This window comes from Rhizobium sp. N621 (genome assembly GCF_001664325.1).
In the GTDB taxonomy this organism is placed as follows: Bacteria; Pseudomonadota; Alphaproteobacteria; order Rhizobiales; family Rhizobiaceae; genus Rhizobium; species Rhizobium esperanzae.
This window is the reverse complement of the sequence record NZ_CP013496.1, coordinates 220,790-246,408: the sequence shown is the minus strand read 5'-3', so window position 1 is coordinate 246,408 and position 25,619 is coordinate 220,790. Positions and strand designations below refer to the sequence as shown.

The window sequence follows — 25,619 nt, the reverse complement described above, 5'->3', positions numbered from 1 at the left end:
GCGGGGATTGGCTCAGGATGCGATAGATTCGGCGATCTGGATCAGGCAGTCGCCGGCCTGGCTGTCGCAATGCAGCCTGTGGGAAATCACCATGCCGCTCTCGGCAAAGCGCAGCTCTTCCTCCGTCTGCTCCAGGCGTTCCAGATCATGATACCATCCCGCCAAATCGCCGGCGGCAACGACGGTGCCGAGCCCGACAGCCGGCTCGAACCAGCCTCTGCGGCTCGCATAGATGCCCTGGCTGTGCCGAGATAGCGAAAGCAGATGCAGCGGCCCGGGCTGAGGGAGCGTTCCGCGCGACAGGACCGGGCGCTCGACAATGCCGAGCGTCACGAGCAACCGGTCGATCGCCGCCGCCGTGAAGGCCATTGTCTGGGGCGTCACGGTTCCGCCGCCGCCGAATTCGCCGGAAAGACCGATAATCCCCGCCCGTGCCGCGGCCCCCATCGATGTCGGCGCTGCCGGCCCGTTATCGGCGATGAAGGCATAGGACGCGCCGAGTGCCCGCATCAGCGACACGGAGCGCTCGAAGCGGACGGCATCGGCCTGCCGCTCGATCAGCGTGCAGGGCAGGTGCGCCATCGACGTGCCGCCGGAGTGCAGGTCGAGCAGGACGTCGTGCCGGGGAAAGAGGTCATGCTCGAGGAAATGCGCCATTCGCGCTGTCGGCGAGCCCATGGGGTCACCGGGAAACGCACGGTTGAGGTTGCCGCCGTCGAACGGCGAACAGCGCTTGGCCGCCATCACCGCCGGCAAGTTCGCCATCGGCAAGATGGTGACGGCGCCGCGGATTTCCGCAACATCCAACAGCCGCATCAGCCGGCCGAGCTGCAGTTCACCCTCATACTCGTCACCGTGATTGCCCGCCATCAGCAGCAGAGACAGGCCCTCGCCGTTCCTGAAATGAAAGACGGGGATGCGGATCTGATAATAGGGCGAACGGTCCACCGAATAGGGAATTGCGAGGTGGCCGGCTTGCCGGCCCTCACGCGAGAAGTCGATCGGGTTGACGAGGCCGCTGTGCATGATGTCTCCAGTCCAGGCGGTTACTGCGCCCTCAGAGGGCTGCGACCGCGGTCATTTCGACGCGCAGATCTGGATCGGCGAGGCGTGCTTCGGTGCAGGCGCGCGCAGGCGGGTTTTCTATATCGATCCAACCGTCATAGACGCCGTTCATCGCCTCGAAATCGACGATTGCCGGCAGGAAAACATTGACGGCGATCAGACGAGAGCGGTCCGTACCGGCTTCCTTCAAAAGAGCGTCGATTTTGCCGAGCACATCGCGAGTCTGCTCTTCGATCCCTGCCTTGCGATTTTCCGCGACCTGGCCGGCAATATAGACGAGACCGCCATAGCTGACGGCTTGGCTCATTCGCGAACCTTTCTGATAACGCTGGATCATGGGCAGGTTTTCCTTTTCTTGCTTTTTGAAGGAGAGGTCAGCCGAAGCTTGTGAGATAGGCCGCCGTCACCGAATGCTCGGGGTCGAGACCATAGAGAATGGCATGCCGGTCAAGGCAGGTGCATGGATGCGAGATGCCGAACTCGATTACGTCGCCGACGCGGACGTCACTCGCCTCGGCAAGGGCGACGAAGGCGTGTTGATCGTTGAGTCGGAAAACCTCGGCGCCTTTGAGGTCGCCGAGGCATGCCCCATCGCGATAGAGCGCCAGCGGCCGTGGCAGGCCCTGGTCCATCGCCACGTCGCGCATGCCCATGCCTGAGATCGCAAGCCGCGGCTCCGGCCGCGACAGGACTTCGGCCCAGACTCGCAGCGCCGGACGAAACCCTGCCGCCGCCGAAAGCGTCTCGCCAGCCACACGGAAACCGCCGCGCGCATCGAGACCGGCAAGGCCGCGCTCGTAGACGCCGTGATCATGGAAGAAGATGGCGCCGCTACGCAGGATCAGCCGGCAGACCGGATCGGCCGCAACCGCGGCCGAAAGCCCGGCGATCACGACATCGAAAAACACCGAGCCGCCGGCCGTCACAAGAAGCGGCCGGTCAGGGCCGGTGCGGGCGCGCACCTTCGGCAGAAAATCTGCCGTCATCGCCATCAGAGTCTCGATGCGAAGCATCGTCTCTGCCGCATCGGCGGTCGCGGCAGCACCTTCATAGGCGGCGATGCCGCTCAACCGGAAGGTCGACGTCTCGGCGGCAAGGATCGCATCGAGAACTGCCTCAGCGGCAGCGGCGCTGCGGATGCCGGCCCGGCCGGCGCCGAGCTCCACCAGCAGGCCAAGAGGCGGCAGGTCCATGCGCTCTCGCCACGCGGATCGGAGCGCTTCGACCAGCGCTGCCGAATCCACGAAGACGTGGAGTTCCGCATCGGGATACTGGCCGAGCAAAGCCGCAAGCCGTCGGGCGGCGGCCACGCCGCCGATCTCGTTGGCGAGGATCAGGCGGCGTTGTCCCGCCTCGAGCAGGACGGCGGCCTGGCGGATATCGGCGACTGTCGTGCCCCAGGCACCCGCCGTCACAAGCGCCTTTGCCAGCACCGTCGACATCGGCGTCTTGGCATGCGGCGCAATTTCGGCGCCGTGGCTTTTCACATAAGCCATCATCAGTTCGACATTGGCGGAGAAGGCCTGCCGATCGAGCGAGATCAGCGGCAGAGCCATCCTGCCGTCATAGGGCTTCCATCCCTGCTTGCCGATTTCCGAGAGCGAAAGCGGCGGATGGCCCGGCGGAAAGCCTCGCACCCGCTCATCGATCAGCAGGTTTTCCCAGGCAGCATGAAGGTCAGACATGGCAGCCCCTCCGGGCGTCGGCCGGTTCGGCGATACCGAGACGGTAGGTGTCGTTGGCGGTGGCAAAGAACAGAGCGCGCTGCTCGCCCGGAGAGAGCTGCGAGGCGACCGTACGGAAAACCTCACAGATCTCGTCGAAAGAGGCGTGCAGACCTGCTACCGGAAAATCGCTCGCAAACATCGAACGTTCCGGCCCGAAACAATCGAGGCAATGCTCGATCACCGGCCGCAGGCTTTCGAGTGTCCAGTCATTGTCGTAGGCGACGAGATCGGAGATCTTGAGCCGCACGTTGGCCTCTCTGCCGAGCGCCCGCAGGCCGCGGCGCCAGAGCGCCATGCCCTCCTGCGTCCGGTCAGCGGGGCTTCCGCCGTGATTGAGCACGAAAAGCGTTTCCGGAAAAGCCCGGACGAGCTCAAGCGCGTCATCCATCTGCCAGGGATAAAGCATCAGGTCGAAGACCAGCCCGAGCCGCGTGGCATGGGCAAGCCCCGCCCGCCAGACGGGATCCCTCATGCGATCCGGACGCGACGCAAAACTCTTGGCCACATCGGGATGCCAGCTCAGAATATCGCGGATGCCGACGACGTTGGAGTTTTCCGCTTCCGCCTCGAGCAAGCGCGCGGCGTCCGGCCGATCGAGGGCAATGCCGGCGATATAACGGTGCGCCACGCCGGAGCGGCTGTCGAGCCCATCCAGCCAGCGGCTCTCCTCCAGCGGATAGGCAGCGGACCAGCCGGCCTCGACATGAACGGTCGCAACCACATTCTGGCCCGCGGCGTCGGCGCGATAATCGTCGATGCCATAGTCGCGCAGGATCGGCGCCAAGCTCCCGAACACCATCCCTTCACCGGATGCCCGCGCCTTCTCAAGCCAGGGATGACGCTGCAGGCCGAGGTCCCAGAGATGATGGTGCGGATCGATTACCGGCCCATCGTAGCGTCCCGTCATCGGCGCGCCTCGCGGCCGGAAACGAGCAGGAGGGTGAGGATCAGCGTGCCGAACATGATCGACCGCCAGCCAGGCGAGGCGTTGACGACGGTGATCAGCGCCGTCGCCGTCACAAGCAGGATCGCTCCCGGAACGGTCCCGGCATAGGTGCCGCGGCCACCGAGAATTGAGGTGCCGCCGAGCACGACGGCGGCGATCGAGGTCAGCAGATAGGGATCGCCGATGCCGACATAACCCTGCCGATTCATGCCGAGAACCAGAATGCCGGCAAGGCCGGCGAAAAAGCCCGACAGGGTATGGGCGATCAGCGTGCTGCGCGTGACGCTGACGCCGGAAAGCCGGGCGGCCAGCGGGTTCGCCCCAACCGCGAGGAAACGGGCGCCGATCGGCATGCGGTGGACGAGCAGCAGGACGACAACCGCAACGACGAGCCACAGAATGATGCCCGAGGGAATGCCGAGCGGCCGCGCCTGCCCGAGCAGGATGACTGCGGGATTGCTGACGGTGACGGCGCTGCCGCCGGCGACGATGACGAGCAAGCCCTGCAGGAAGGTCGCCATGGCAAGTGTCATGATGATCGGCGGCACGCGGAGATAGGTGGAACCCGCGCCGTTCATCAAACCGATGCCGGTGGCGATGGCAAGCGCCGCCGCGATGCCGGCAAGGCCGGTCGGATCCCAAGCCGGCGAGATCAGGGGCAACAGGATCGCCGTGACGGTGATAACGGCGCCGACGGAAAGATCGATGCCGCCCATCAGAATAACCAGCGTCTGCCCGGCGGCAACGATGCCGATCACGGCGGCGAGCTCGAGAAGGTAGCGCAAATGGCCGTAGGCGCCGAAGCCCCGCAGCGTGAAGCTTGAGACGATCCACACGAGCGCCACCAGAAGGAAGGTCAGCAGCGGCGGGTTGCGGAATGCTGATCTGACGATGTTCAACGTCTTGCCCTCCACGCGCCGAGAAGTTCCGGAACGGCAACCGCGCCGACGATGATCAAGCCTTGAGCGACATATTGCGCCACCGGCGGGAAGCCGAGGAAGAACATGACGTTGATCATGACCGAGAGCAGCAGGCTGCCGCAGATCGCACCGCGCATCGTGCCCTTGCCGCCGAGGAAGCCGACGCCGCCGAGCACGGCGGCAGCGATCGAGTTTAGCGTGAAGGGCGTGCCGATGACAGGATCGCCGGAGCCGGTCTGCGCGGCGACGAAGAGGCCGGTCAGCGCAGCCAGCAGACCGGAGAGCGCGAAAGCCGTGACCTTCACCCGTTCGACGGGAACGCCGGAACGGAACGCCCCGACCGGGTTGTCGCCGGCCGCATAGATGCCGAGACCGAGCGGCGTCGCCAGGAAGGCTTTCCAGAGCGCCAGGATCACCGCGAGCATCAGAAAGGCGACGGGCGTATGGCCGGCCAGCACCATCGACAGCCAGTCGGGAACGGTGCCACCCGGCCGCGGCAGCAGAATGAGTGCGACGCCGCTGATGATGAAGGAGCCGGCGAGCGTGACGATGATCGCAGGAAGCCTCAGATAGGTGACGATGGCGCCGGTGACGGCGCCGACCGCAAGGCCGGCGGCGGCGACCGCGAGAATGCCGCCCGGCGCGCCGAGCGCCCCTTCCATCGTCGTCGCGGCGATGACCGCGCCGAGGCTGACGAGCGGACCGATCGCCAGCGTGATGCCGCCATTCAGCATGAGCAGCGCCTGCGCCATGGTGACGAGTGCGAGCGGGAACCAGTTCTGCGTGAACTTCGAGAAGCCGCCGATCGAAAGGATGCCCGGGAAGAGCATCGCATAGAGGATAAGAAAGGCTGCGACGACAAGATAGAGGCCGGAGAGGCCGCGATTGCGGCGCATCTGGATCGAGGGATAGAGCCGGGATGAGGAATTGGTGTTCATGCCGCCTCTCCCCGCGCCGTGGTGTTGACGCCCATGGCCGCACCGACGATCGATCCTTCGCTGATCTCATCCTGCGACAGCATCGCCGCGACGCGCCCTTCGCGCAGAACCACGACACGATCGCAGAGATGCACGAGTTCCGGCGTATCGGAACTGGCAAGGATGACGAGCCGCCCCTCGGCGGCGAAGGCGCGAAGCATGAGATAGATTTCCCGCTTGGTCTCGATGTCAACGCCGCGGGTGGGATCGTTGAGCAGCAGAACGGACGGATCGAGCGGCAGCCATTTGGCAAGCGCCACCTTCTGCTGATTGCCGCCGGAAAGCGCCTGTACCGGGCGGGCTGTATCACCTTTGATCGTCAGGCGGTGCGCGAGATCGGTGATCAGGCCGGTTTCCGCCGGCCGGTCGCGCAGGCCCTTGACGGCGAGCCGCCCGAGCGAGGGCAGGATGAGATTGGAGGCGATGGAATGCGGCAGCACCAGCCCCTCATGCTTGCGGTCGGCCGGGACATAGACGATCCCTGCCGCATTCGCCTCGGCGACATTAGCGGGCAGGCCAGGGTTGCCGGATATTTCCGCTCGGGCGGCTGCGGCCGGAATGGCGCCGTAGAGGCCAAGCAGCAGGTCTTCCTGCCCTTGCCCCACGAGCCCGCCGATGCCGACGATCTCGCCGGAGCGGGCGGAGAAAGCGATGTCGCGAACCATGCCGGCGGAAAAGCCTTCGACGCTGATGCGCATGACACCGGGTGTCGTGGCGCCGCGCGGCGGGAACAGGTCGCCGGTCTCGCGGCCGACCATGAGACGCACCAACCCTTCGCCGTCGATGCCGGAGAGCGACTGATCCGCAGTGACCCCGCCGTCTTTCAGCACCGTGACATGCGAGCAGAGCGCCTGCACCTCGTTCAGACGGTGGGAAATATAGAGGAGTGCCATGCCGCGACGCTTGAGCGTCTCGATCAGCCGAGCAAGGATGCCGGCTTCATGGGCCGAGAGTGACGAGGTCGGCTCGTCGAGGATCAGCACGCGCGGTTTGCGGAACAGCGCCTTGGCGATCTCCACCATCTGGCGGCGGCCGAGCGCGAGGTCGGCGACCGGCATGTCGAGCGGTTCGGTGAGCCCCACCATGCCGCACACCTCCTGCACCCGGCGTTGAAGCGCTCGGTAATCGATGAGACCGAAGCGGCGCGGAAAGGCGCCGAGCCCGATATTTTCGGCAATCGAGAGACTGGCCGTCAGGCTCAGCTCCTGCTGAACCACAGCGATACCGGCTTTGCGGGCCGCCGCCGGGCTGAAACGCCCGACGGGTTTCCCGTCGACAAGGATAGACCCGCCGTCGGGCTGGAGGGCGCCGGACAGGAGGTTGATCAGAGTGGACTTGCCGGCGCCGTTTTCGCCGAGCAGGGCGTGAACCCTGCCCGGCAGAAGGGCGATGTCGACGCCCTTCAAAACCGGATTACCGAAAAATCCCTTGAACAGCTGCCGGGCTTCCAGCAGGGGGTTTTCTTCCGTCATGACGACGTTCCCCAGACGCGGATCACTTGGTCAGCAGCTTGTCGAAGAGCGCCTTGTCGTAGTCCGAATAGATATAGCCGTCGGCCGGGAACTTGTCGGCGCGCGCGAGATAGCTGCCGATCGAGCTGTCGTCGATAACAGGCAGTGGCACCTTGACGAAGGCAGGGACATCCTTGCCTTGCAGCGCCTGGACGGCGGTATAGACGGAAAGCGCACCGAGCCAGTTGGGCTGCATCGTCGCCCAGCCCTTCAGCCCCTTCTCTTTCCAGAGTTCGAGGAATTGGCGGGCATTTTCCCCTGTCGTCGGCACCTGATCGCGGCCCTGACGCTCGAAGGCGAGAACGGAACCGGCCGACAAGGCGCCGCCGAGCGACAGCACGCCATCGATTTCCGGATTGGCGAAAAGCAGGCTTGTCATCGCTTCCTGTGCCGGCGCGACATTATATTCCGTGTTGGTCTCGGTGATCACCTGAATGCCCGGATTGGCATCGAGCACCGGCTGGGCGCCCTTGCGGCGGTCGTCGCTCACCGAAATGCCGGCAGGGCCGTTCATGACGATGATCTTGCCCTTGCCGCCGAGCTGGCCGACCATCCACTTGGCAGCCGTCGCGCCCCATTCGTTGGAATCGGTGTTGATCTTCGCGGTCACCTTGTCGGTATTGACCAGGCTGTCGAAATTCACCACCGCAATACCTTTGTCGCAGGCGTCGGAGATGACGCGGTCAAGCGCGGTGGAGGAACCGGCGATCACGACGATGGCGTCGACATTGGCGTCGATCATCGACTGAATATGCTGGATCTGCGTCTGGGCGTTGCCCTGCGCATCCGTGATCATCAGATCCTTCACCAGACCGGCTTTCTTCAGCTCCTCCACTTCGGCCGTAATCGTGCCTTCGGTCTGCTTCATCCAGGTCGGCACCGAATAGATATTCGCCCAGCCGATCGTGAAAGGCGCCTTCCTATCACCCTTGATGCAATTGGCGGCAGCCGAGGCCGAGCCGGTGGAAAGAACGAGAAGGGCGGCAGCAGCGGCAGCGCCGGCGAGAAGGCGGCGGCGACGCGAGGCAGAAATGCTGTTTTCAAAATTTTTCATGTCGATCCCCTTTTGTGTGGCAGCGTTAACGCTTGCCATCTGTTTTTGTCCAATATAATGTACATGTGATCTAAATACCGGACGCGCCGATCTTATGCCGATTTTTCCGCCTCGCAAGAGGGATGAAAAAGATTTTCGTCGACCGGGAACAACAGGATCGGTTGACAGATGCGGCAGAGGGTTTGAAAAGCTTGGCCGGACAGAAATTGGGATCGACAGCAATGGACGCAATTCAGGACGAAGCGATCGGCAAGCGTGCCCGAGGGCTCGACCGCGCCTTCGAAATCCTCGATTTCCTGCGCCAGAAGCGGCAGGCTTTGAAGCCGAATGAAATCGCAGCGCAGATCGGCGCACCGCGCTCATCGGTTTACGAGCTCGTCAACCTGCTGCTGAGCAATGGCATTCTCGAATTCACGGGCGGCGAGGGGCGCGTCTACCTCGGCCGTAAGCTCTATTTCCTCGGCGCCGCCTATGAAAACCATTTCGATTTCACCCGCGAATGCGAGGCCGCATTGGAACAGCTCGCCGACGAAACGCGGGAGACGGCGCAGTTCTGCATGCTGGACGGAAACAAATATACGGTCGTGCGCATGCGCGAAGGCGCGCGGCCATTCCGCATTTCGACGGATATCGGCCAGTCGGTGCCGATCCCGTGGACGGCCTCCGGGCGTCTGCTCGTCGCGCATCTGTCGGATCAGGAAATTCTGAACTTCATTCCATCGCAGGATTTTCGTCTGCCGAACGGCGAATGGCTCGATCCGCAAAGCTTCATCGTCGAGGTACGCCAGGCCGAGCGAGAAGGTTTCTTTACGTTCAACAGCATCGTCGACAGCTTTACCCATTGTTTTGCCGTGCCGGTGCGGGGCGAGGAGGGCCATGCGGCCGCGACGCTCTGCCTGGTCACGCCGCGCGACGACGGCATCGCGAACCGCGACCGCTACCTCGATTGCCTGAAGAAGGCCGCCGCCGGCCTGGAGCATGCCCCGGCCCGCCCGAAGCGGGGCTGATACCCGGCACACGAACACGCATTGATCGCCGGCGACACTTCCTGCGGGAAGCCGCACCGAGCCGCGTGCTTCCTTAAATCATAGCGCGCTCGCGCTCGTTCTCTGCCGCGTGCATATCGAAGAGCCGCCGCAGGACGAGCCATGTCTCGTTGCGCGCTTCGATGTTGATTTCCAGTTTCAGTCCAATCCCGCAAATCTATTCACTCTTCTCCCGAAACTACGGAATGAAGTTTCTCTATAAAATTTATAGAGTGCGTATTTTAACATTCCGACGACAGACGGAAAACGGAGAGGACGCGAAATGACACGGAAAATCAGGCTTGGGGCATTTCTTCCCGGCGGCGGACAGCATGTTGCGTCGTGGCGGCATCCCGACCAGCCGGTCGACGGCGCGACCAGTTTCGAGTTTCACAAGCAGCTCGCCCTGACGGCGGAACGCGGCCTCTTCGATGCCTACTTCCTGGCCGATGGATTGGCCGTCGGTTTCGGTGGAGCGCGTGAAGGCGGCAACGCCCGCGTGGCCGGCTTCGAGCCCGTCACCTTGTTCTCCGCTCTTGCGCCTCTCACCACCCATCTCGGCTTCATCGCGACCTCCTCGACCACCTATGAGGAGCCTTATACGACCGCCCGCAAGTTCGCTTCGCTGGACCTGATTTCGGATGGCCGCGCCGGCTGGAACGTGGTGACAACGACGGGCGACCTCACGGCGCAGAACTTCAACCGTGAAACCCAGCTTCCGCATGCCGAACGATATCGCCGCGCCGCCGAGCATGTCGATGTCGTCCGCAAACTCTGGGAGAGCTTCGAGGACGACGCATTCATCCGCGACAAGGAGACCGGCGTCTTCTTCGATCCGGCGAAGCTGCACGACACCGACCACCGCGGCGAGCATTTCAGCGTGCGCGGTCCGCTCAACGTCTCGCGCTCGCCGCAGGGGCACCCGGTCATCGTGCAGGCAGGACAGTCGGAAGACGGGCGCGGGCTCGCCGCAGCAACCGCCGAAGTCATCTTCACCGCCCACCAGCATATCGAAACCGCCCAGGAGTTTTATCGGGACATCAAGGCACGCGCCCGTGGTCTCGGTCGAAATCCCGATCACATCCTGGTTATGCCCGGCGTCTCCGCTTTCGTCGGCAGGACCGAAGCCGAGGCACGCGAAAAATACGAACGTCTGACCTCGCTGATCGTCGAAGAAGACGGGATCGGCCTCCTCAACGGCCTGACCGGCGGCACGCTCGACTTGCACGGTTACGATCTCGACGGGCCTCTTCCGCCCGCACCGCCGACCGAAGGCATGAAGAGCCGCCAGGCCCTCATCCGCCAGATCGCGGACGAAAACAACTTCACCATCCGCCAGCTCTATCAGTGGATCGCCTCAGCCCGCGGCCACTACACGATCGTCGGCACGGCCGAGCAGATCGCCGATACGCTGCAGACATGGTTCGAGAACGAAGCCGCCGACGGCTTCAACATTTTGCCGCCCTGGCTGCCGACGGCGCTCGACGACTTTGTCGATCTCGTTATTCCGGAACTCCAGCGCCGCGGCCTGTTCCGCACTGCCTATGAAGGCAAGACGCTCCGGGAAAATCTCGGCTTGCCTTTCCCGACAAACCGCTGGGCTGCCGGACGCACCGTCCTTGAGGCAGCGGAGTGAGGAGAAACCCATGGCCTACGAAATCAATCAGGCTCTTCCGAGAAGCTTCGGCCGGCTGAAAAGCAGCAAAAGCAGTAGTTCCCCTCTGGTCTCCCATGTCCGCGGAGTGCTCGCGGCATTTCTGCCGCGCTACGGTCTGCTCATCAGCTTCCTCGTGCTCTGGCAGGTGTCGAGCACCCGGGGCTGGATCAATCCCGCCGTCTTCCCGCCCTTGAACGTGATCCTGTCGGCGCTGTGGACCAATCTTGCCAATGGCGCCTTGCTCGATGACATCGCCATCAGCCTGCAGCGCTCCGGAACCGCCTTCGCCTTCGCCGTCGTTGTCGGTATTCCGCTCGGCCTGTTCATGGGCCAGTTTCGCTTGGTCGAACAGGCGCTCGACCCAATCCTGCAGCTCTTCCGGCAGACCTCGGCGCTGGCGCTCTATCCGGTTTTCATCCTGCTGCTCGGCCTCGGCGAAACATCGAAGATCTTCGTGATCTTCTGGGCGACGCTGTTTCCGGTGCTGCTCGCCACGATCGGCGGCGTCAAGGAGGTGGACCAGAAGCTCATCGAGATGGCGCGGACCTACGGCGCCGGATCGCTGACCGTTTTCCGCCGCGTCATCCTGCCGGCCTCCGTTCCCGCGATCTTCGTCGGCCTGCGTCTTTCGGCGACGACTGCGCTTCTGCTGCTGATCGCCGCCGAGATGATCGGCGCCAACAAGGGCATCGGCTTCCAGGTGATGAACGCCCAGTACAATTTCCAGATCCCGCTGATGTTTGCGGCGATCCTGCTGCTCGCCTTCCTCGGGCTTGCCGCCAATGCCCTGCTCGTTCTGCTGCAGCGCCGCCTCTGCCGCTGGTCGCAGCCGAACGCCTGACCTCTTCCTTCGATTTCCCTCTTCCGAAAGGACTTTCCATGACCTTCCATCCCCGCAATTTTCTCCTGCCGGCCGTGATCGCTCTCGGTCTTGCCACACCGGCCGCCGCCGACACGGTGAAGCTGCGCTATCTCGCAAGCCAGGGCGGCCTCGCCGCCCATGAACTCGCCGACGCGCTCGGCTATTTCAAGGACACCGGCATCACGTTCGAGAATGTCGGCTATGCCCAGGGCGGCCCGGCCTCTCTCATTGCCCTTGCATCCGGCGACGTGGAGATCGGCAGCGCCGCCACCTCCGCCGTCCTGAATTCGATCATCGGCGGCAACGACTTCGTCGCCGCCTATCCATCGAACGGCATCAATGACGATGTGCAGTCGACCTTCTACGTACTGGAAGACAGCCCGATCAAAAGCATCAAGGACATTGCCGGCAAGAGCATCGCCGTCAACACGCTCGGTGCCCATCTCGATTACACCATCCGCGAAGCCCTGCATTCCGTCGGACTGCCGAGCGACTCTGCCAACCAGGTCGTCGTTCCCGGGCCGCAGCTCGAGCAGGTGCTGCGCTCGAAGCAGGTCGATATCGCCGCCTTCGGCTACTGGCAGACGACCTTCGAGGGCGCGGCGCTGAAGAACGGCGGCCTGCGTGCGGTCTTCGACGATACCGACGTGCTTGGCGACATCGCCGGCGGCTTCGTGGTCCTGCGCCGCGATTTCATTCAGCAGCATCCCGAGGCTGCGAAGATCTTCGTCGAGCAGTCGGCCCGCGCCCTCGACTATGCCCGCGAACATCCCGAGGAAACCAAGAAGATCCTGGCCAAGGCGCTCAGCGAGCGCGGCGAGAACCCTGACATCGCACAGTATTTCCGCGGCTACGGCGTGCGCGCCGGCGGTCTGCCTGTCGAGCGCGACATCCAGTTCTGGATCGACGTTTTGGTTCGCGAAGGCAAGCTCAAGCAGGGGCAGCTGGCGGCCAAGGACATCATCTATACGGCCGATACCAAGCCGGCAAGCAACTGAGGAACTGCAATGAGCCTCGCCCAGGACATGCGCCGCGGAGAGGTGACGATCCGTCACCTCTCCAAATCCTACAAGCTGAACGGCAGCCATCTGCAGGTTCTGAAAGATATCAACCTCCACATCCGCTCCGGCGAAAGCCTCGCGATCGTCGGCGCCAGCGGTTCGGGCAAGACGACCCTGCTCAGGGTTCTGGCCGGCCTGGAGGAGTCCGATACCGGCGAGGTGCTCGTTGACGGCAAGGCGATCCGCGGCGTCGGCGCGGAACGCGCTGTCATCTTCCAGGAGCCGCGCCTTCTTCCCTGGCTTGACGTCCTCGGCAACGTCGCCTTCGGGCTGGAAACGAGAGGTCTGACCCGCGAGCAGGCGAGGGCGCGTGCGCGTCACTACGTCAAGCTCGTTGGCCTGCAGCAGTTCGAGGCGGCCTATCCCCGGCAACTGTCCGGCGGCATGGCGCAGCGCGTCGGCATCGCCCGGGCGCTTGCCGTGCAGCCGGAAATCCTGCTGCTCGACGAACCGCTCGGCGCGCTCGATGCGATGACCAAGATCGGCATGCAGCAGGAGCTCGCCCGGATCTGGCGCGACGAGGATGTGACGACCATTCTCGTCACACACGATCTCGAAGAGGCAATCTATCTTGCCGACCGGATCCTGATCCTGCCGCGGGAAAAGGGAGCAGCGCCGCGCCTGATCGACATCGATCTGCCGCGTCCGCGCGACCGCAGCGCACCGGAATTCGTCCGGCACCGCGAGGAACTGCTGAACCTGTTCGGATTGCACTGAAAACTGCGGCCTCCATGGGTTCTGCAGGCTGGAGATATTTCACCCGGCCCAGGGATCGATCAGTTCGATCCCAAAACCCTCGAAATCCCTAATGTTGCGCGTCGCGAGGCTGAAATCATGAGCAATCGCTGTCGCCGCGATCAGGCCGTCCATCGACGACAGGCCGCGGCCACTCCGTTTTGCATGGCCCATAAGGTCTCCCCAGGCCAGGGCAACCGGTTCATCCACCGGAATGATGCGATGCTCGAAGCGTTGCGTCAGGTCGTGGGCGAGCCATTCGGCCAGCGCGTCGCGTTTGCGTCCCTTGTCCATCAGCGCAACGCCGCGCCGGATCTCCGCTACCGACACGATGCTGATGAAGGAACGATCCTCGTCGAGCTTGCCCAGCCATTCAAGGACGCGCACGTCGGGGTTCGGCTTGGTCACCTCGGACAGGACATTGGTATCCAGCAAAAGCTTCACAGCGCCGGATCACGCGGTTCATCGCGTTGACGTTCAAGGTCCAGATCGGCGCCGCGTAAGGGCGATTGCATCAGAAATTCGGCAAGCGTTCCCTTGCGGGTGGTCTTCCGCTGCCATTCCTCGGCAGAGACGACGACGACACTGGGCTTGCCGTTGCGTGTGATTGTCTGCGGCGTGGATTGCGCGCGTTCGATGACCTCGGAAAGCTTCGCCTTTGCGCTGGCAACGGTCCAGCTTTCATCGGCTTGCGGTGGCGGCTGCATAGCGCATCTCCTGACCAGAATGACTATAGTGACTATATAAGCCGAAACTGGGTGAGTGGCAAGCAGCCGTCATTGGTTCGCTTGTGTGGGCCGAAGACGCTCGGCTCACACATTGCCAGGAAAAGACCGCAGACTGTTATGAAGGCCTGCTCCTCGCTCCGGCCGTCAGATAAGGCCGCCGGTCCAGTTCCGCCGACCGATAGGAGCTGCGCAGCCGCAGCAGATCCTTGCGGGCGATCAGACCGCACAGCTTGCCCGATGCTGGATCGACGATCGGAATGCGGCCGCTGTCCGTCGACAGCATCAGGTCGGCGATGAAGGCGACCGTATCATCGGGATGCCCGACTGGCACGGAGTCATCGGTTACATTTTCCGCAAGCGTCTGGGCGGCGAGATCAGGCTTCCCCTGCCAGAGAAGGGCCTCGGCCCGTGATACGATGCCGGCCAGCCTGCCCGCAGCATCGACCACCGGATAGATCCGGTGCGTTTTTTCTTGAGAGACGAACAAGTCGCATACCTGACCGACCGTCATGCTGACAGGAAGCGTGTCGACATCGCTGATCATGATCTCCCTGGCTCGGGACAGCTCGAACGGATCGACGCCATATTCGCGGGTAATGTGCTGGCCGCGGCGCGCGATCTTCTCGGTGAGGATCGAGCGGCGCAGCAGCAGGACCGTGACGGCATAGGCCACCACCGTTGCCGCGAGCAGGGGAACGAGGGTGCTGACGTCGCCGGTGATTTCCATTGCGAAGAAGGTCCCCGTCAGCGGTGCGCGCATGGTTCCACCCATCATCGCGGCCATTCCGAGCAGTGCCCAGAAGCCGGGATCGTTGCCCGGCATGGCAATGCCGACTAGCCATCCGAGTGCGCCGCCGAAAATCAGGAGCGGCGCGAGCACGCCGCCCGAAGTGCCGGACGACAGGGCAAACAGCCAGATGATCGTCTTCACCAGCAGGATCGACAGTACGGCCGGTGCGAGCAACCGGTTGTTGAGCAGCCCGTCGATGATGTCGTATCCGACGCCCATGGCCCGCGGTTCGATCAGACCACCGAGACCGATGACGAGACCGCCAAGCGCCGGCCACCACATCCAGTGGATCGGCAATGCTTCGAACAGGTCCTCGATCTTGTAGAGCAGCGTCGTCAGCAAGCCGGATTGCAGACCTGAAATGATGCCCATTGCCGCACAGGCGAAAATTCCCCACCAGGGCAGGGTCACCTGGAAATGGGTCGGGAACAGCGGCCCCGCGCCGAACAGCAGGGGGCGCCAGCAGATCGATACGCAGGCGGCAACGGCGACGGGAATGAAGCTGCGCGGCTTCCATTCGAACAACAGCAGTTCAACCGCCAGCATGACCGCGGCGATCGGCGAGCCGAAGATCGCCGTCATGCCTGCGGCGGCACCCGCGACGAGCAGCGTCTTCCGCTCGGCCGCGCTCATGTGAAAGAATTGGGCAAAAAGCGAGCCGATCGCGCCACCGGTCATGATGATCGGTCCCTCGGCGCCGAACGGACCGCCCGTTCCGATCGAGATCGCCGAAGACAGCGGCTTCAGGACAGCGACCTTCGGCGACATCCGGCTGCCGCCGATCAGGATGGCCTCGATCGCTTCCGGGATGCCGTGGCCGCGGATCTTCTCGGATCCGAAGCGGGCCATCAGCCCGATGACGAGCCCTCCGAGCGGCGGCACCAGCACCACCCACAGCGAACGCGTCACGCCTGCCAACGAGGCGGGCTCGATGCCGATCTTCCCGAACCAGATGACATTGGTCACCAGCGCGATAAGGCTGACGAGGCACCATGCTGCAAAGGCGCCGGCGGAGCCGATGATGATGGCCATGCTGATCAGGACGAGAACCCGCCTGTCGGTGGTGAAATCTCCGGCCTCGCGCCGGGAAAGACCGCCCGTAAAGTCGTGCGGCCGGTTGCTGGTTTGATGCTGCGACATGGAAGCCTCTGCTACGCGGAAATAGGTATGCTTGAGCGGCTTGAATATATCGTAATACGATATAAATCAACGGATGAAAGCGTGAAGACGAACATGTCTTTTGAACATGCTTCCCTTGACCGGCTGACGCCTGCCCATCTATTCGAGACCGGAAATAACTCCCGCACGGATCACCAACTGCCGACGAGCGGCAGAGGAGAACGAGTTTGAAGAAAGCCGCGCCGCCGCTGAGACGGGAGGATTACGAGGCTCTTGCCGACCTCAGATTCGCACTTCGTCAATTCATGGATTTCAGCGCCTCCGCCGCACAGTCGGAAGGGCTGCCTCCGCAGCAGCACCAGGCTCTGCTGGCGATCAAGGGCCAACGCGGCGAAGCGATGACCATCGGCATGCTGGCCGATAGGCTGATCATCGCCCCCCATACGGCGACCGAGCTTGTCGGGCGGCTGTCGGATGCCGGGCTCGTCGAACGCCATGCCGACCCGGCCGATCGGCGCCGCCAGACGCTCGCCCTGACCGACAAGGCCGACGAGCTTCTGACCAGACTGAGCGCCGTGCATCTCTCAGAAATCAGGGTGATGGCCCCGAAACTGATCGAGCTCCTTCTCGAGCTTCAAAAGACGGCGCCGAAGGCCGAGTGAGTGACAGAGCCGGCAGATGTAGCCATCGTCCCAGCCTGCATCTCGTCGGCCGTCCCTTCAACCGAAGAGCGTGTTCCTGAGGCGATGGATATGCACTGCGCCGATGCCGCAGCAGCCGCCGATGATCGTCGCTCCGGCCTCGGCCCAGGAACAGGCAAAGCGCGAATAGGCATCGTCGTTCAGGTCGTCGCGGGTATCGTGCAGGCCTTCATTGGCGGCTGCCTCGCCTGTTTCCCCTTCGAAGGCATTGGCATAGACGCCGATTTCGATGGGAGCATTCCTCTCCCGGAACACCCGTGCCGCCGTCTCGACCGCGCCCTGCATGACCTCGGGCTTGCTGCAATTGAACAGGAAAGCCGCCGCGCCCGACGACACCGCCCAGGACGCCGCCTCCGCGACGCTTTCGCCGGAGCGGAGTTTCGGCGCGCCGTCCCTGATCGCCGCCTCGTCATCTGCCAAGGTGAAGGAAATCCAGAACGGCTTGCCCGATGCCCCCACCGCCTTGCGGACGGCCTCGCCCTCGGCAATCAGGCTCAAAGTCTCACCGAGCCATAGGTCGACGAAGGGAGCGAGGTTTTCGACCAGCACCTCGAGATAGTCCTGCACCCGGGAAGGCTGAAAATTCTCAGGCTCGTAGGAGCCGAAGATCGGCGGCAGCGAGCCGGCGACCAGCACCTTCCGGTCGGTCGCGCCATCGGCGGCCTCGCGCGCCAGACGACCTGCAAGTCGGATCAGGGCGGGCCCCTCCTGCTGAAAGCGGCCTTCGCCGATATGGAAGGGCACAAGCGCATAGCTGTTCGTCGTGACGATCTCAGAGCCGGCGGCGATGAATTCCCTGTGTACCTCCCGCACGATGTCGGGCGAATTCATCAGCGCCAGCGCCGACCATTCCGGCTGCTTCAGTTCGGCGCCCAGCCGCAGAAGCTCGCGGCTCATGCCGCCATCGAGAATTCGCGTTGTGCTCATGAGGTAGTCTCCATTCAGGCTGTCGCGCCGTTACCGGCAGCGGGCTTTTCAAAACAAAGTGGCGAGCTTTTCGTGGCCTAGCGGCGAACCGGCACCTGCGCTTCGAGACCTCGAAAGACGTGGGCGATCACCGCGGTCAGGGCGAGATAAAAGAGGGTGACGACGATGAGCGGCTCGTAGACGAGCAGCGTGTCCTGGCGAACCTTGTTGGCGACGGCGTAGAGATCCATCACCGTCACCGTAAAGGCGAGCGGCGTCGCTTTGAGCTGCATGACGATTTCCCCGGCGATGGTCGGCAGGGCGATGCGAATGGCGCGCGGCAGCCAGATGCGGCGGGTGAGTTTCCAGGGCGGCAGGCCGAAGGCCCGACCGGCTTCGAGCTCACCCTTGGGAACGGCAAGCAGCGCGCCGCGCAGCACTTCAGCCTCATAGGCCGCATAATTCAGCGTGAAGCTGACCGAAGCGAAGAAAAAGCCCTCGCGCAGGATCGGCCAGAACAGGCTCTGGCGGATGCCGGGGATCATGGGCAGCAGCGAGCCGATCCCGTAATAGAGGAGCCAAAGCTGGATGAGCAGCGGCGTGCCGCGGAAGAAGGTGCAGTAGCCGCGGGCGGCAAGCCGCGTCAGCCTGCCGCCGCTGACCTGCGCGAAAGCGAGACCGATGGCGGTCACGAAACCGAACACCACGGAAATGACCAGCAGCGCTACGGTCTGCCAGGCGCCGGTCAGAAGCAGCGGCCAATAGGAGGAGATCCAGGTGAAACTCATGGGGCCGCTTTCTTCAGGCAAGGCGCGGCTGTCCCCGCCGCACCCGCCCTTCGATCAGTTTGAAGACGGCGTTGGAAGCGAGTGTGATGGCGAGATAGAGAAGAGCCGAGGCGAGGAAAAAAACGAAGTAGTGCTTGGTGCTTGCCCCGGCGAGACGTGTGGCGAGCGCCAGTTCCTGATAGCCGACGACCGCGACCAGCGCGCTGTCCTTGGTGACCGACATCCACAGATTGGCAAGACCCGGCAGCGCGTTCGGCAACAGCGCCGGCAGCAGGATGCGGCGGAAGCGCAGCACCGGTCCCATGCCGAAAGCCTTGGCGGCCTCGATCTGGCCGACGGGAATGGCAAGGATCGCGCCGCGCAGCACCTCGGTCATATAGGCGCCCTGCACGAAACCGAGCACGGCGACGGCGGCAACGAAACCGTTCACCTCGACCGGCGGCAGGTTGAATACCGCCAGCAGCCGGTTGAGGCCATCGGTACCGGCATAATAAAGCCCGACGATCAGGATCAGCTCGGGAACAGCGCGAATGACCGTCGTATAGAGATCGAGCACTAGGCGGAGCACTGGATTGCCCGAGAGCTTCCCCAGCGCACCGCCCGTGCCAAGCAGCAGACCGACAGCAAAGGCGCAGGCCGAGATGGCGACCGTGGAGACTGCACCTGCCAAGAGAACGCCGCCCCATCCCGGAGGATAGGGGGACAGCAGGTCCAGAATGCCTTGTTGCGCAGTCGCCATCTCTAGAAGTGCTTACTTCGCGCCGTAAATATCGAAATCGAAGTATTTCTTGGTGATCGTGTCGTACTGGCCGCTGGCGCGCACCGCGGCAATTGCCTTGTTCAGCTTGGCTTTCAATTCGGTATCTTCCTTGCGCAGGCCGCCTGAAACGCCAGCTCCGAGGATCTCCTTATCGTCGGCGACATCGCCCATGTTAGCGCAGCAATCCTTGCCGGCATCGCTTTTCAGGAAGGCGTCGAGCGCCAGAGAATCGCCGAAGACATAGTCGATGCGGCCGGCAGCGAGGTCTTGGAAAGCCTCGTCGAGCGTCTGGTAGGTCTTTTCCTCGGCGGCAGCGGCAAAGTACTTCTTGTAATATTCAGACTGGATCGTCGACACCTGGATGCCGATGGTCTTGGCCTTCACGTCCTCGGCCGTGGCGCCCGGCTTCTGGTCCTTGGGGCCGATCAGGGTGCTCGGCGTGTTGTAATATTTGTCGGTGAAGTCGATCACCTTCGAGCGTTCCTCGGTATTCGACATCGACGACCAGATCACGTCGAACTTCTTGCTCTCAAGAGCCGGAATGAGGCCGTCCCAAGAGATCTCGACGATCGAGCACTTCTCCTTCATCTCTTCGCAGACGGCATTCATCAGGTCGATTTCCCATCCCTGCCATTCGCCCGAAGCGTCCTTGGCGAAGAAGGGCGGATAAGATTCGTTCATGACGCCGAAGCGGACTTCGGCCTGTGCCGCGACGGCGGAAAGTGCAAATGCGACGCCGGCGAAAAGCGTGGGGAGCAGTTTCATTCGCAGGATTCTCCTGGTTCGTGTGATGGGTGGTGACTGGAAGCGGGGTCAGTGGGCGGTGAGACGAGTGAATTCCCGGCAGCGGGCGCTGACGGGCGCCCCGAAGACTTGCTCCGGCGGGCCTTCCTCCTCGATCCGTCCCTGGTGCAGGAAGAGGACACGGCTCGAGACGTCGCGGGCGAAGCGCATTTCATGCGTGACGATCAGCATCGTCCGGCCCTCTTCCGCCAGATCGCGGATGACTTTCAGCACCTCGCCAACGAGCTCGGGATCGAGCGCCGATGTCGGCTCATCGAACAGCATGACGGCGGGATCGACGCAAAGCGCTCTTGCGATCGCCGCGCGCTGCTGCTGGCCGCCGGAAAGAAAGGCGGGATAGGCATCACGCTTGTCGAAGAGCCCGACCTTGTGCAGCAGGGCTTCTGCCTTTTCGATCGCTTCGCGCCTGGAAACGCCCATGACATGCACCGGCGCCTCGATGACGTTTTCCAGCACGGTCCGATGAGCCCAGAGATTGAAGCTCTGAAAGACCATGCCAAGCCCGGTTCGCAGCCGCTCGATTTGCCGCCAGCTCTGCGGCTGCAGCCGCCCGCCGCGGCCGGTTTTCAGAGCGACCGCCTCGCCGTTCACGGCGATGCGGCCGCGATCCGGCGTTTCTAGAAAATTGATGCATCTGAGGAAGGTGCTCTTGCCAGAACCGGACGACCCGATAATGGAGATGACGTCAGACTTATGGGCCTCGGCCGAAATACCCTTGAGAACCTGTTGCAAGCCGAAGCTTTTATGAAGATCTTCGACGCGAAGAGCAGGAATGGACTGATCCGACATGCATGGGTCCGGCTGAACTGAATTTGCGAAGGATAATGATAAAGCTGCGCGGTTTTTTCGCGCAATTTTTGTCTCTTCTGCGTATTTTGTGCAAAATAATCTTCTTCACGCGGCGAATGCAGCAGAACGCGTAAAATGCTGCGGCAAGATTTGGACTGGATAATGGAACAACTGGATCGTTTTGACCGTGACATCCTCGATATCGTTCAGCGCGACTGCCAGCTGAAGGCCGAAACGATCGCCGAGCGAGTGGGCTTGTCGGTCTCGGCCGTGCAGCGGCGGTTGAAACGCCTGCGCGAGGAAGGGATCATCAAAGCGGAGGTCGCAGTCCTCGACCGGAAGGCGACGGGGACATCGATGGTGTTCATCGTCGGGATGGAGATCGAGCGGGACAATTATGACGCCTTGGCGAAGTTCCGCGTCTGGGCGGAAAAACAGGATCATATCCAGCAGGTCTATTACGTCACCGGCGCGGTCGATCTGATCGCGATCGCTACCGCCCGCGACGTCGAGCATTATGATGACATCGCCGCCCTCATCATGGCTGACAATCCGCAGATCCGCCGCATGCACACCAATGTCGTGCTGCGGGACGTCAAGCTCGGCTTATTCGTGCCGCTGGAATAGCCACCAGCTCCTGCCGCCGGCAAGCTGCTGGACTCATGTCGGACAAAGGGCATAATTCCGGACGCAATTTCGGGAGGAACGAGCCTTGACCCTACGACACCAGATCATCGCATTGGCGATCGTCCCGCTCGTCATTTCGATCCTTGCGATCACCACGTTCATCACCTGGCAATCGGCAAATCTCGCCAAGAACAGCATCGATGCGTTCGAGCAGAACATGCTGAAGACCAAGGAAACCGAAATCCTCAACCTGACCAACCTTGCCTTGTCCGCCATCCAGGCGATCTACGACAAGGCCGGTCCCGACGACGAAGCCGCCAAGCAGCGGGTGGCTGAAATTCTGACCTCGCTCGATTACGGCAGGGATGGCTATTTCTTCGTCTATGACTATGACGGCAACAATATCGTCCATCCGCGCCAGAGCTTCCGGCATGGGCAAAATTGGTTGAATCTGACCGATCCCGACGGCGACAAAGTCATTGCCGAGCTGATCGCCACGGCAAAAGCTGGCGGCGGCCTGCACCAGTACAAATGGCAGAAACCTTCGACCGGTCAGATCGCCGACAAGCTCTCCTTCGTCGTCAGCCTCGACAAATGGCACTGGGTGGTGGGGACCGGCGTTTATCTGGACGACGTCTTCGCCCAGAGTGCCGCCGCCAACAAGGTGATGCGCGCCAATATCAAGCGAACCTTCGTGATCGTCGCGCTGATCGCCGTGCCGTCGGTGCTTGTCGTCTTTACCACCTGCATGCTGCTGACCTTCCATGAGCGCCGCATGGCCGACAGCCGCCTGAAGGAGTTGACGCAGCGGGTCATCGATACCCAGGAGGAAGAACGCGCGCGGCTCGCCCGCGAGCTGCACGACGGCATTTCCCAGAACCTTCTCGGAGTGCGCTATGCGATGGATCTCGCCGGCCGCAAGGTCAGGACCAATGTCGACGATGCAGCGCTCACCATCGATCGGGGCGTCGAGGCGCTGAACGGCGCCATCAAGGAAATACGGCGGCTCTCGCACGATCTGCGCCCCCGCGTGCTCGACGATCTCGGCCTGACGGCCGCACTGGAGGCGCTCTGTCATCATTTCGCAGAGCGGACGGGGATCGAGACTGATATCGACGCTTCAGGCTTTACCGGCACGCTGAAAGCCGAGGCCAACACCGCCCTCTATCGCGTCGCCCAAGAAGCCTTCAACAATGTCGAGCGGCACTCGGGCGCCTCGACGCTTTCGGTGAAGCTCTGGTGCGACGGCGGCCGCGCCCGCATGACGATTTCAGACAACGGCACCGGCTTCGACGGCAGCAAGGACGGCGCAGCCGGCGGATCAGGCCTAGGGCTGCGCAACATGCAGGAGCGGATGGCCCACTTCCGGGGCCTGCTGCTCATCAACAGCAGCGAGTCCGGCACGACGCTCACGGCAATGATGCCGAGGTCGGCCAATCTGCCGGCCGGCAAGCAGGCGGAAGCCGCATGACCGAACGGCCGAAAATCAGGGTTCTCCTGATCGACAACCATCCGCTGGTGCTGGACGGATTGAAAGCCGTGCTCGAGACATTCGACCATATCGAAGTCGCCGGCACCGCCGGGCTTGCGCAAACTGGCCTCGATATCGCCCGACAGGTCCAGCCGCAGGTGGTGCTGATGGACATCAACATGCCGAAACTCAGCGGCATCGATGCGATCGAACTGTTCAGGAGCGAGCTTCCCCAGGCCCGTGTCGTAATGCTCTCCATGCATGACAGCCGCGAATATATCTCCTCCTCGGTCATGCATGGCGCTGCCGGATACGTACTCAAAGATGTTTCGACCGACGAGATCGTCTCGGCCATCGACACCGTGGCGGCCGGAGGCACCTATTTCTCCTCGGGCGTCTTCGACGCGCTGATGGGCGAACGCGCAGACGAGGGCAGTGATCCCCTGACGCCTCGCGAGCGCGACATTCTCGGGCTGATCGTTGCCGGCAGGAGCAACAGGGAGATCGCCGAAGCGCTCGGTATAACCGCCGCCACGGCGGAAACGCACCGCAAGAACCTCAAGAAGAAGCTCGGCATCGCCACCACGGCCGGCCTCATCCGCTATGCGCTCGATCACGGTATCGTCTCGAAAATCAGTGGAAACCCGCGCCTACCCACTTCTGGGTAGGCCCCGGCATTTCAGCCCCGTGCCCATCTTGTGAGGACAAAACCGACGCCATAGGACTCCATCCGCGGCTGGCCAAGTGTCAGCCGTTGGGAGGAATTCACATGCGTTACATCCGCTTCCGATCCGCCGGAAAAGCTCGAGCGACCCGAACAGGGCCTGCCGCCGCCGCCGGCTGACAGACCTGCCTTCCACGCCGACAACTGGAACATGGCGACCGCCGACTGCGGCGCCTGAAAGGTACTCCGACATGGAAAAACCACGTAGCAAGGCAGCGCTATGGCTGCTGATCATTCCGTACATAGGGCTGCTCTGGCCGCCATTTTACAATCTGCGAGAGCCGTCGCTTTTCGGCTTCCCCTTCTTCTACTGGTATCAGCTTCTCTGGGTGCCGATCACCGCGACGCTGACCTGGATCGCTTATCGGAGCGTTCGCCATGACGACTGACATCAACGGCACGGCGCTCGCCGTCTTCATCTTCTTCTTCGCTCTCGTCACCGTCATGGGGTTCGTTGCCAGCCGCTGGCGCAAGCCCGAGACGCTCGCCCATATCGATGAATGGGGCCTCGGCGGGCGCAACTTCGGCACCTGGATCACCTGGTTCCTCGTCGGCGGCGATTTCTATACCGCCTATACGGTCATCGCCGTCCCGGCGCTGGTCTATACGGTCGGCGCCTACGGCTTCTTCGCGCTGCCCTATACGATCGTCGTCTATCCCTTCGTCTTCATGGTCATGCCGGTCCTGTGGAAACGCGCCAAGGATTTCGGCTATGTCACGGCCGCCGACGTCGTTCACGGCCAATATGGATCACGCGGCCTCGAGCTCGCCGTCGCGGCGACGGGCGTCATCGCCACCATGCCTTACATTGCCCTCCAGCTCGTCGGCATGACGGCGGTATTGAAGGCGCTCGGGCTGCACGGCGAGCTGCCGCTGGCGATCGCCTTCATCGTGCTGGCGCTCTACACCTATTCGGCGGGTCTGCGCGCCCCGGCTCTGATCGCCTTCGTCAAGGACATCATGATCTATATTGTGGTGATCGCCGCGGTCGCGCTGATCCCGTCGAAGCTCGGCGGCTATGCCAATGTCTTTGCCTCGGCCGATGCGGCCTTCCAGGCCAAGGGCGCCGGCAACCTGCTGCTCGGCGGCAACCAGTATGTCGCCTATGCCACGCTCGCTCTCGGTTCGGCGCTCGCGGCCTTCATGTATCCGCATACGCTGACCGGCATCTTTGCCTCCAACAGCGGCAAGACGATCCGCAAGAACGCGATCATGCTGCCCGCCTATACGTTGCTGCTCGGCCTGCTGGCGCTGCTCGGCTATATGGGCCATGCCGCCAATCTGAAGCTCGACAGCGCCAATGACGTCGTTCCCACCCTGTTCAAGACGCTGTTTTCGGGCTGGTTCTCCGGCTTCGCCTTTGCGGCGATCGCCATCGGCGCACTGGTGCCGGCAGCGGTGATGAGCATCGGCGCCGCCAACCTCTTCACCCGCAATTTCTGGAAGGCCTATGTCGATCCCAAGGTCAGCGATGCGGGCGAAGCCAAGGTCGCGAAGGTGACGTCGCTGGTGGTGAAGGTCGGCGCACTTCTCGTCATCATCTTCCTGCCGACTCAGTTCGCCCTCGACCTGCAGCTGCTCGGCGGCATCTGGATCCTGCAGACGCTTCCGGCCCTGGTCTTCGGCCTCTACACCAACTGGTTCCGTGCGCCCGGGCTGCTTGCCGGCTGGTTCGTCGGGTTCTGCGGCGGCACCTTCCTCGTCTGGGACGCCGGCTGGAAGCCGCTGCACCTGATCAGCCTCGGCGGCGAACCCTTCACCGTCTACACCGGACTGCTGGCGCTCGCGGCAAATATCGGCGTCGCCGTCATCGTCAACGCCTTGCTACCGGCCAAGGTCCCGGCCCGGGCGTAAACCAAAAAATACGAAGGG

The 25,619-nt window shown here is 62.9% G+C and carries 27 protein-coding genes; 11 read left to right on the top strand and 16 right to left on the bottom strand.

Annotation, left to right across the window (positions count from 1 at the left end):
- Positions 1-12: 12 nt before the first annotated feature.
- The 8 genes from AMK00_RS22345 to AMK00_RS22310 are packed head-to-tail and all read right to left on the bottom strand — an operon-like array spanning position 13 to position 8,200.
- Entirely contained in the window at positions 13-1,026 is a 1,014-nt protein-coding gene (locus tag AMK00_RS22345; protein ID WP_064807057.1) for a succinylglutamate desuccinylase/aspartoacylase family protein, read from the bottom strand.
- Between the two features lie 31 nt (positions 1,027-1,057).
- On the bottom strand, positions 1,058-1,402 hold the full coding sequence (locus tag AMK00_RS22340) for a RidA family protein (protein WP_064807056.1): 345 nt from the start codon (positions 1,400-1,402) through the stop codon (positions 1,058-1,060).
- 37 nt (positions 1,403-1,439) lie between these two features.
- Positions 1,440-2,750 (bottom strand): alanine racemase, encoded by a 1,311-nt coding sequence (locus AMK00_RS22335; RefSeq protein ID WP_064807054.1) that lies wholly within the window; start codon positions 2,748-2,750, stop codon positions 1,440-1,442.
- On the bottom strand, positions 2,743-3,699 hold the full coding sequence (locus AMK00_RS22330) for an amidohydrolase family protein (RefSeq protein ID WP_064811905.1): 957 nt from the start codon (positions 3,697-3,699) through the stop codon (positions 2,743-2,745). The genes AMK00_RS22335 and AMK00_RS22330 overlap by 8 nt, the downstream gene beginning before the upstream one ends.
- Positions 3,696-4,637, bottom strand: coding sequence for an ABC transporter permease (locus AMK00_RS22325; RefSeq protein WP_064811904.1), 942 nt, complete (start codon positions 4,635-4,637; stop codon positions 3,696-3,698). Before AMK00_RS22325 ends, AMK00_RS22330 begins: the two co-directional genes overlap by 4 nt.
- Positions 4,634-5,596: an ABC transporter permease gene (locus tag AMK00_RS22320; protein ID WP_064807048.1), complete on the bottom strand. Its 963-nt coding sequence runs from the start codon at positions 5,594-5,596 to the stop codon at positions 4,634-4,636. The genes AMK00_RS22325 and AMK00_RS22320 overlap by 4 nt, the downstream gene beginning before the upstream one ends.
- Positions 5,593-7,107, bottom strand: coding sequence for a sugar ABC transporter ATP-binding protein (locus AMK00_RS22315; RefSeq protein WP_064807047.1), 1,515 nt, complete (start codon positions 7,105-7,107; stop codon positions 5,593-5,595). Before AMK00_RS22315 ends, AMK00_RS22320 begins: the two co-directional genes overlap by 4 nt.
- A 22-nt stretch (positions 7,108-7,129) precedes the next feature.
- Positions 7,130-8,200: an ABC transporter substrate-binding protein gene (locus AMK00_RS22310; protein ID WP_064811903.1), complete on the bottom strand. Its 1,071-nt coding sequence runs from the start codon at positions 8,198-8,200 to the stop codon at positions 7,130-7,132.
- A 221-nt stretch (positions 8,201-8,421) separates the two neighbouring features.
- Between AMK00_RS22310 and AMK00_RS22305 the strand changes: the two genes are divergently transcribed.
- From AMK00_RS22305 to AMK00_RS22285, 5 genes are all read left to right on the top strand, one after another.
- Complete coding sequence (locus tag AMK00_RS22305) at positions 8,422-9,207, top strand: IclR family transcriptional regulator (RefSeq protein ID WP_064807043.1); 786 nt, start codon at positions 8,422-8,424, stop codon at positions 9,205-9,207.
- A 301-nt stretch (positions 9,208-9,508) separates the two neighbouring features.
- Positions 9,509-10,861, top strand: a complete 1,353-nt coding sequence (locus AMK00_RS22300) for an LLM class flavin-dependent oxidoreductase (protein ID WP_064807041.1) — start codon at positions 9,509-9,511, stop codon at positions 10,859-10,861.
- 10 nt (positions 10,862-10,871) lie between these two features.
- A complete protein-coding gene (locus tag AMK00_RS22295; protein ID WP_064807039.1) occupies positions 10,872-11,723 on the top strand; it encodes an ABC transporter permease in 852 nt (283 codons plus the stop codon).
- A 38-nt stretch (positions 11,724-11,761) separates the two neighbouring features.
- Positions 11,762-12,742: an ABC transporter substrate-binding protein gene (locus tag AMK00_RS22290; protein WP_064807038.1), complete on the top strand. Its 981-nt coding sequence runs from the start codon at positions 11,762-11,764 to the stop codon at positions 12,740-12,742.
- Positions 12,743-12,751: 9 nt separating this feature from the next.
- Positions 12,752-13,522 carry an ABC transporter ATP-binding protein gene (locus tag AMK00_RS22285; protein ID WP_064807036.1) on the top strand — a complete coding sequence of 257 codons (771 nt, stop codon included), beginning with the start codon at positions 12,752-12,754 and terminating at the stop codon, positions 13,520-13,522.
- Between the two features lie 39 nt (positions 13,523-13,561).
- Here the strand turns inward: AMK00_RS22285 and AMK00_RS22280 are convergent, their stop codons facing one another.
- The 3 genes from AMK00_RS22280 to AMK00_RS22270 all read right to left on the bottom strand — a co-directional run bounded on the left by AMK00_RS22280 (position 13,562) and on the right by AMK00_RS22270 (position 16,198).
- The gene (locus AMK00_RS22280; RefSeq protein ID WP_064807035.1) at positions 13,562-13,984 is read right to left on the bottom strand and encodes a type II toxin-antitoxin system VapC family toxin; all 423 of its coding nucleotides are present in this window, start codon (positions 13,982-13,984) and stop codon (positions 13,562-13,564) included.
- Positions 13,981-14,247, bottom strand: coding sequence for a type II toxin-antitoxin system Phd/YefM family antitoxin (locus AMK00_RS22275; protein WP_064811902.1), 267 nt, complete (start codon positions 14,245-14,247; stop codon positions 13,981-13,983). Before AMK00_RS22275 ends, AMK00_RS22280 begins: the two co-directional genes overlap by 4 nt.
- A gap of 136 nt (positions 14,248-14,383) precedes the next feature.
- Positions 14,384-16,198, bottom strand: a complete 1,815-nt coding sequence (locus tag AMK00_RS22270; protein WP_064807033.1) for a chloride channel protein — start codon at positions 16,196-16,198, stop codon at positions 14,384-14,386.
- A 206-nt stretch (positions 16,199-16,404) separates the two neighbouring features.
- Between AMK00_RS22270 and AMK00_RS22265 the strand changes: the two genes are divergently transcribed.
- Positions 16,405-16,839, top strand: a complete 435-nt coding sequence (locus AMK00_RS22265; protein ID WP_064811901.1) for a MarR family winged helix-turn-helix transcriptional regulator — start codon at positions 16,405-16,407, stop codon at positions 16,837-16,839.
- A gap of 57 nt (positions 16,840-16,896) precedes the next feature.
- Here AMK00_RS22265 and AMK00_RS22260 read toward each other — a convergent pair whose 3' ends face one another.
- The 5 genes from AMK00_RS22260 to AMK00_RS22240 form a co-directional block, all read right to left on the bottom strand.
- The gene (locus AMK00_RS22260; RefSeq protein WP_064811900.1) at positions 16,897-17,805 is read right to left on the bottom strand and encodes a homocysteine S-methyltransferase family protein; all 909 of its coding nucleotides are present in this window, start codon (positions 17,803-17,805) and stop codon (positions 16,897-16,899) included.
- A 77-nt stretch (positions 17,806-17,882) separates the two neighbouring features.
- Positions 17,883-18,572: an ABC transporter permease gene (locus AMK00_RS22255; protein ID WP_064811899.1), complete on the bottom strand. Its 690-nt coding sequence runs from the start codon at positions 18,570-18,572 to the stop codon at positions 17,883-17,885.
- A 13-nt stretch (positions 18,573-18,585) separates the two neighbouring features.
- Positions 18,586-19,311 (bottom strand): ABC transporter permease, encoded by a 726-nt coding sequence (locus AMK00_RS22250; RefSeq protein WP_064807027.1) that lies wholly within the window; start codon positions 19,309-19,311, stop codon positions 18,586-18,588.
- 12 nt (positions 19,312-19,323) lie between these two features.
- Positions 19,324-20,097 carry a transporter substrate-binding domain-containing protein gene (locus tag AMK00_RS22245; RefSeq protein WP_064811898.1) on the bottom strand — a complete coding sequence of 258 codons (774 nt, stop codon included), beginning with the start codon at positions 20,095-20,097 and terminating at the stop codon, positions 19,324-19,326.
- Between the two features lie 48 nt (positions 20,098-20,145).
- On the bottom strand, positions 20,146-20,925 hold the full coding sequence (locus AMK00_RS22240; RefSeq protein WP_064807025.1) for an ABC transporter ATP-binding protein: 780 nt from the start codon (positions 20,923-20,925) through the stop codon (positions 20,146-20,148).
- 162 nt (positions 20,926-21,087) lie between these two features.
- Between AMK00_RS22240 and AMK00_RS22235 the strand changes: the two genes are divergently transcribed.
- From AMK00_RS22235 to mctP, 5 genes are all read left to right on the top strand, one after another.
- Positions 21,088-21,552: an Lrp/AsnC family transcriptional regulator gene (locus tag AMK00_RS22235; RefSeq protein ID WP_064811948.1), complete on the top strand. Its 465-nt coding sequence runs from the start codon at positions 21,088-21,090 to the stop codon at positions 21,550-21,552.
- An 85-nt stretch (positions 21,553-21,637) separates the two neighbouring features.
- Complete coding sequence (locus AMK00_RS22230) at positions 21,638-23,023, top strand: cache domain-containing protein (RefSeq protein ID WP_064811897.1); 1,386 nt, start codon at positions 21,638-21,640, stop codon at positions 23,021-23,023.
- Positions 23,020-23,691 carry a response regulator transcription factor gene (locus AMK00_RS22225; RefSeq protein ID WP_064807022.1) on the top strand — a complete coding sequence of 224 codons (672 nt, stop codon included), beginning with the start codon at positions 23,020-23,022 and terminating at the stop codon, positions 23,689-23,691. The genes AMK00_RS22230 and AMK00_RS22225 overlap by 4 nt, the downstream gene beginning before the upstream one ends.
- A gap of 247 nt (positions 23,692-23,938) precedes the next feature.
- Entirely contained in the window at positions 23,939-24,136 is a 198-nt protein-coding gene (locus tag AMK00_RS22220; RefSeq protein ID WP_007539443.1) for a DUF3311 domain-containing protein, read from the top strand.
- Positions 24,126-25,601, top strand: coding sequence for a sodium:solute symporter family monocarboxylate transporter (gene mctP, locus AMK00_RS22215; protein ID WP_064811896.1), 1,476 nt, complete (start codon positions 24,126-24,128; stop codon positions 25,599-25,601). Before AMK00_RS22220 ends, mctP begins: the two co-directional genes overlap by 11 nt.
- The last annotated feature ends 18 nt before the right edge of the window (positions 25,602-25,619 follow it).

Coding starts and splice junctions, on each gene's coding strand:
- AMK00_RS22345 (WP_064807057.1), bottom strand. CDS start 1,026: ATGCACAGCGGCCTCGTCAACCCGATCGACTTCTCGCGTGAGGGCCGG.
- AMK00_RS22340 (WP_064807056.1), bottom strand. CDS start 1,402: ATGATCCAGCGTTATCAGAAAGGTTCGCGAATGAGCCAAGCCGTCAGC.
- AMK00_RS22335 (WP_064807054.1), bottom strand. CDS start 2,750: ATGTCTGACCTTCATGCTGCCTGGGAAAACCTGCTGATCGATGAGCGG.
- AMK00_RS22330 (WP_064811905.1), bottom strand. CDS start 3,699: ATGACGGGACGCTACGATGGGCCGGTAATCGATCCGCACCATCATCTC.
- AMK00_RS22320 (WP_064807048.1), bottom strand. CDS start 5,596: ATGAACACCAATTCCTCATCCCGGCTCTATCCCTCGATCCAGATGCGC.
- AMK00_RS22315 (WP_064807047.1), bottom strand. CDS start 7,107: ATGACGGAAGAAAACCCCCTGCTGGAAGCCCGGCAGCTGTTCAAGGGA.
- AMK00_RS22310 (WP_064811903.1), bottom strand. CDS start 8,200: ATGAAAAATTTTGAAAACAGCATTTCTGCCTCGCGTCGCCGCCGCCTT.
- AMK00_RS22305 (WP_064807043.1), top strand. CDS start 8,422: ATGGACGCAATTCAGGACGAAGCGATCGGCAAGCGTGCCCGAGGGCTC.
- AMK00_RS22300 (WP_064807041.1), top strand. CDS start 9,509: ATGACACGGAAAATCAGGCTTGGGGCATTTCTTCCCGGCGGCGGACAG.
- AMK00_RS22295 (WP_064807039.1), top strand. CDS start 10,872: ATGGCCTACGAAATCAATCAGGCTCTTCCGAGAAGCTTCGGCCGGCTG.
- AMK00_RS22290 (WP_064807038.1), top strand. CDS start 11,762: ATGACCTTCCATCCCCGCAATTTTCTCCTGCCGGCCGTGATCGCTCTC.
- AMK00_RS22285 (WP_064807036.1), top strand. CDS start 12,752: ATGAGCCTCGCCCAGGACATGCGCCGCGGAGAGGTGACGATCCGTCAC.
- AMK00_RS22275 (WP_064811902.1), bottom strand. CDS start 14,247: ATGCAGCCGCCACCGCAAGCCGATGAAAGCTGGACCGTTGCCAGCGCA.
- AMK00_RS22270 (WP_064807033.1), bottom strand. CDS start 16,198: ATGTCGCAGCATCAAACCAGCAACCGGCCGCACGACTTTACGGGCGGT.
- AMK00_RS22260 (WP_064811900.1), bottom strand. CDS start 17,805: ATGAGCACAACGCGAATTCTCGATGGCGGCATGAGCCGCGAGCTTCTG.
- AMK00_RS22255 (WP_064811899.1), bottom strand. CDS start 18,572: ATGAGTTTCACCTGGATCTCCTCCTATTGGCCGCTGCTTCTGACCGGC.
- AMK00_RS22250 (WP_064807027.1), bottom strand. CDS start 19,311: ATGGCGACTGCGCAACAAGGCATTCTGGACCTGCTGTCCCCCTATCCT.
- AMK00_RS22245 (WP_064811898.1), bottom strand. CDS start 20,097: ATGAAACTGCTCCCCACGCTTTTCGCCGGCGTCGCATTTGCACTTTCC.
- AMK00_RS22240 (WP_064807025.1), bottom strand. CDS start 20,925: ATGTCGGATCAGTCCATTCCTGCTCTTCGCGTCGAAGATCTTCATAAA.
- AMK00_RS22235 (WP_064811948.1), top strand. CDS start 21,088: ATGGAACAACTGGATCGTTTTGACCGTGACATCCTCGATATCGTTCAG.
- AMK00_RS22225 (WP_064807022.1), top strand. CDS start 23,020: ATGACCGAACGGCCGAAAATCAGGGTTCTCCTGATCGACAACCATCCG.
- AMK00_RS22220 (WP_007539443.1), top strand. CDS start 23,939: ATGGAAAAACCACGTAGCAAGGCAGCGCTATGGCTGCTGATCATTCCG.
- mctP (WP_064811896.1), top strand. CDS start 24,126: ATGACGACTGACATCAACGGCACGGCGCTCGCCGTCTTCATCTTCTTC.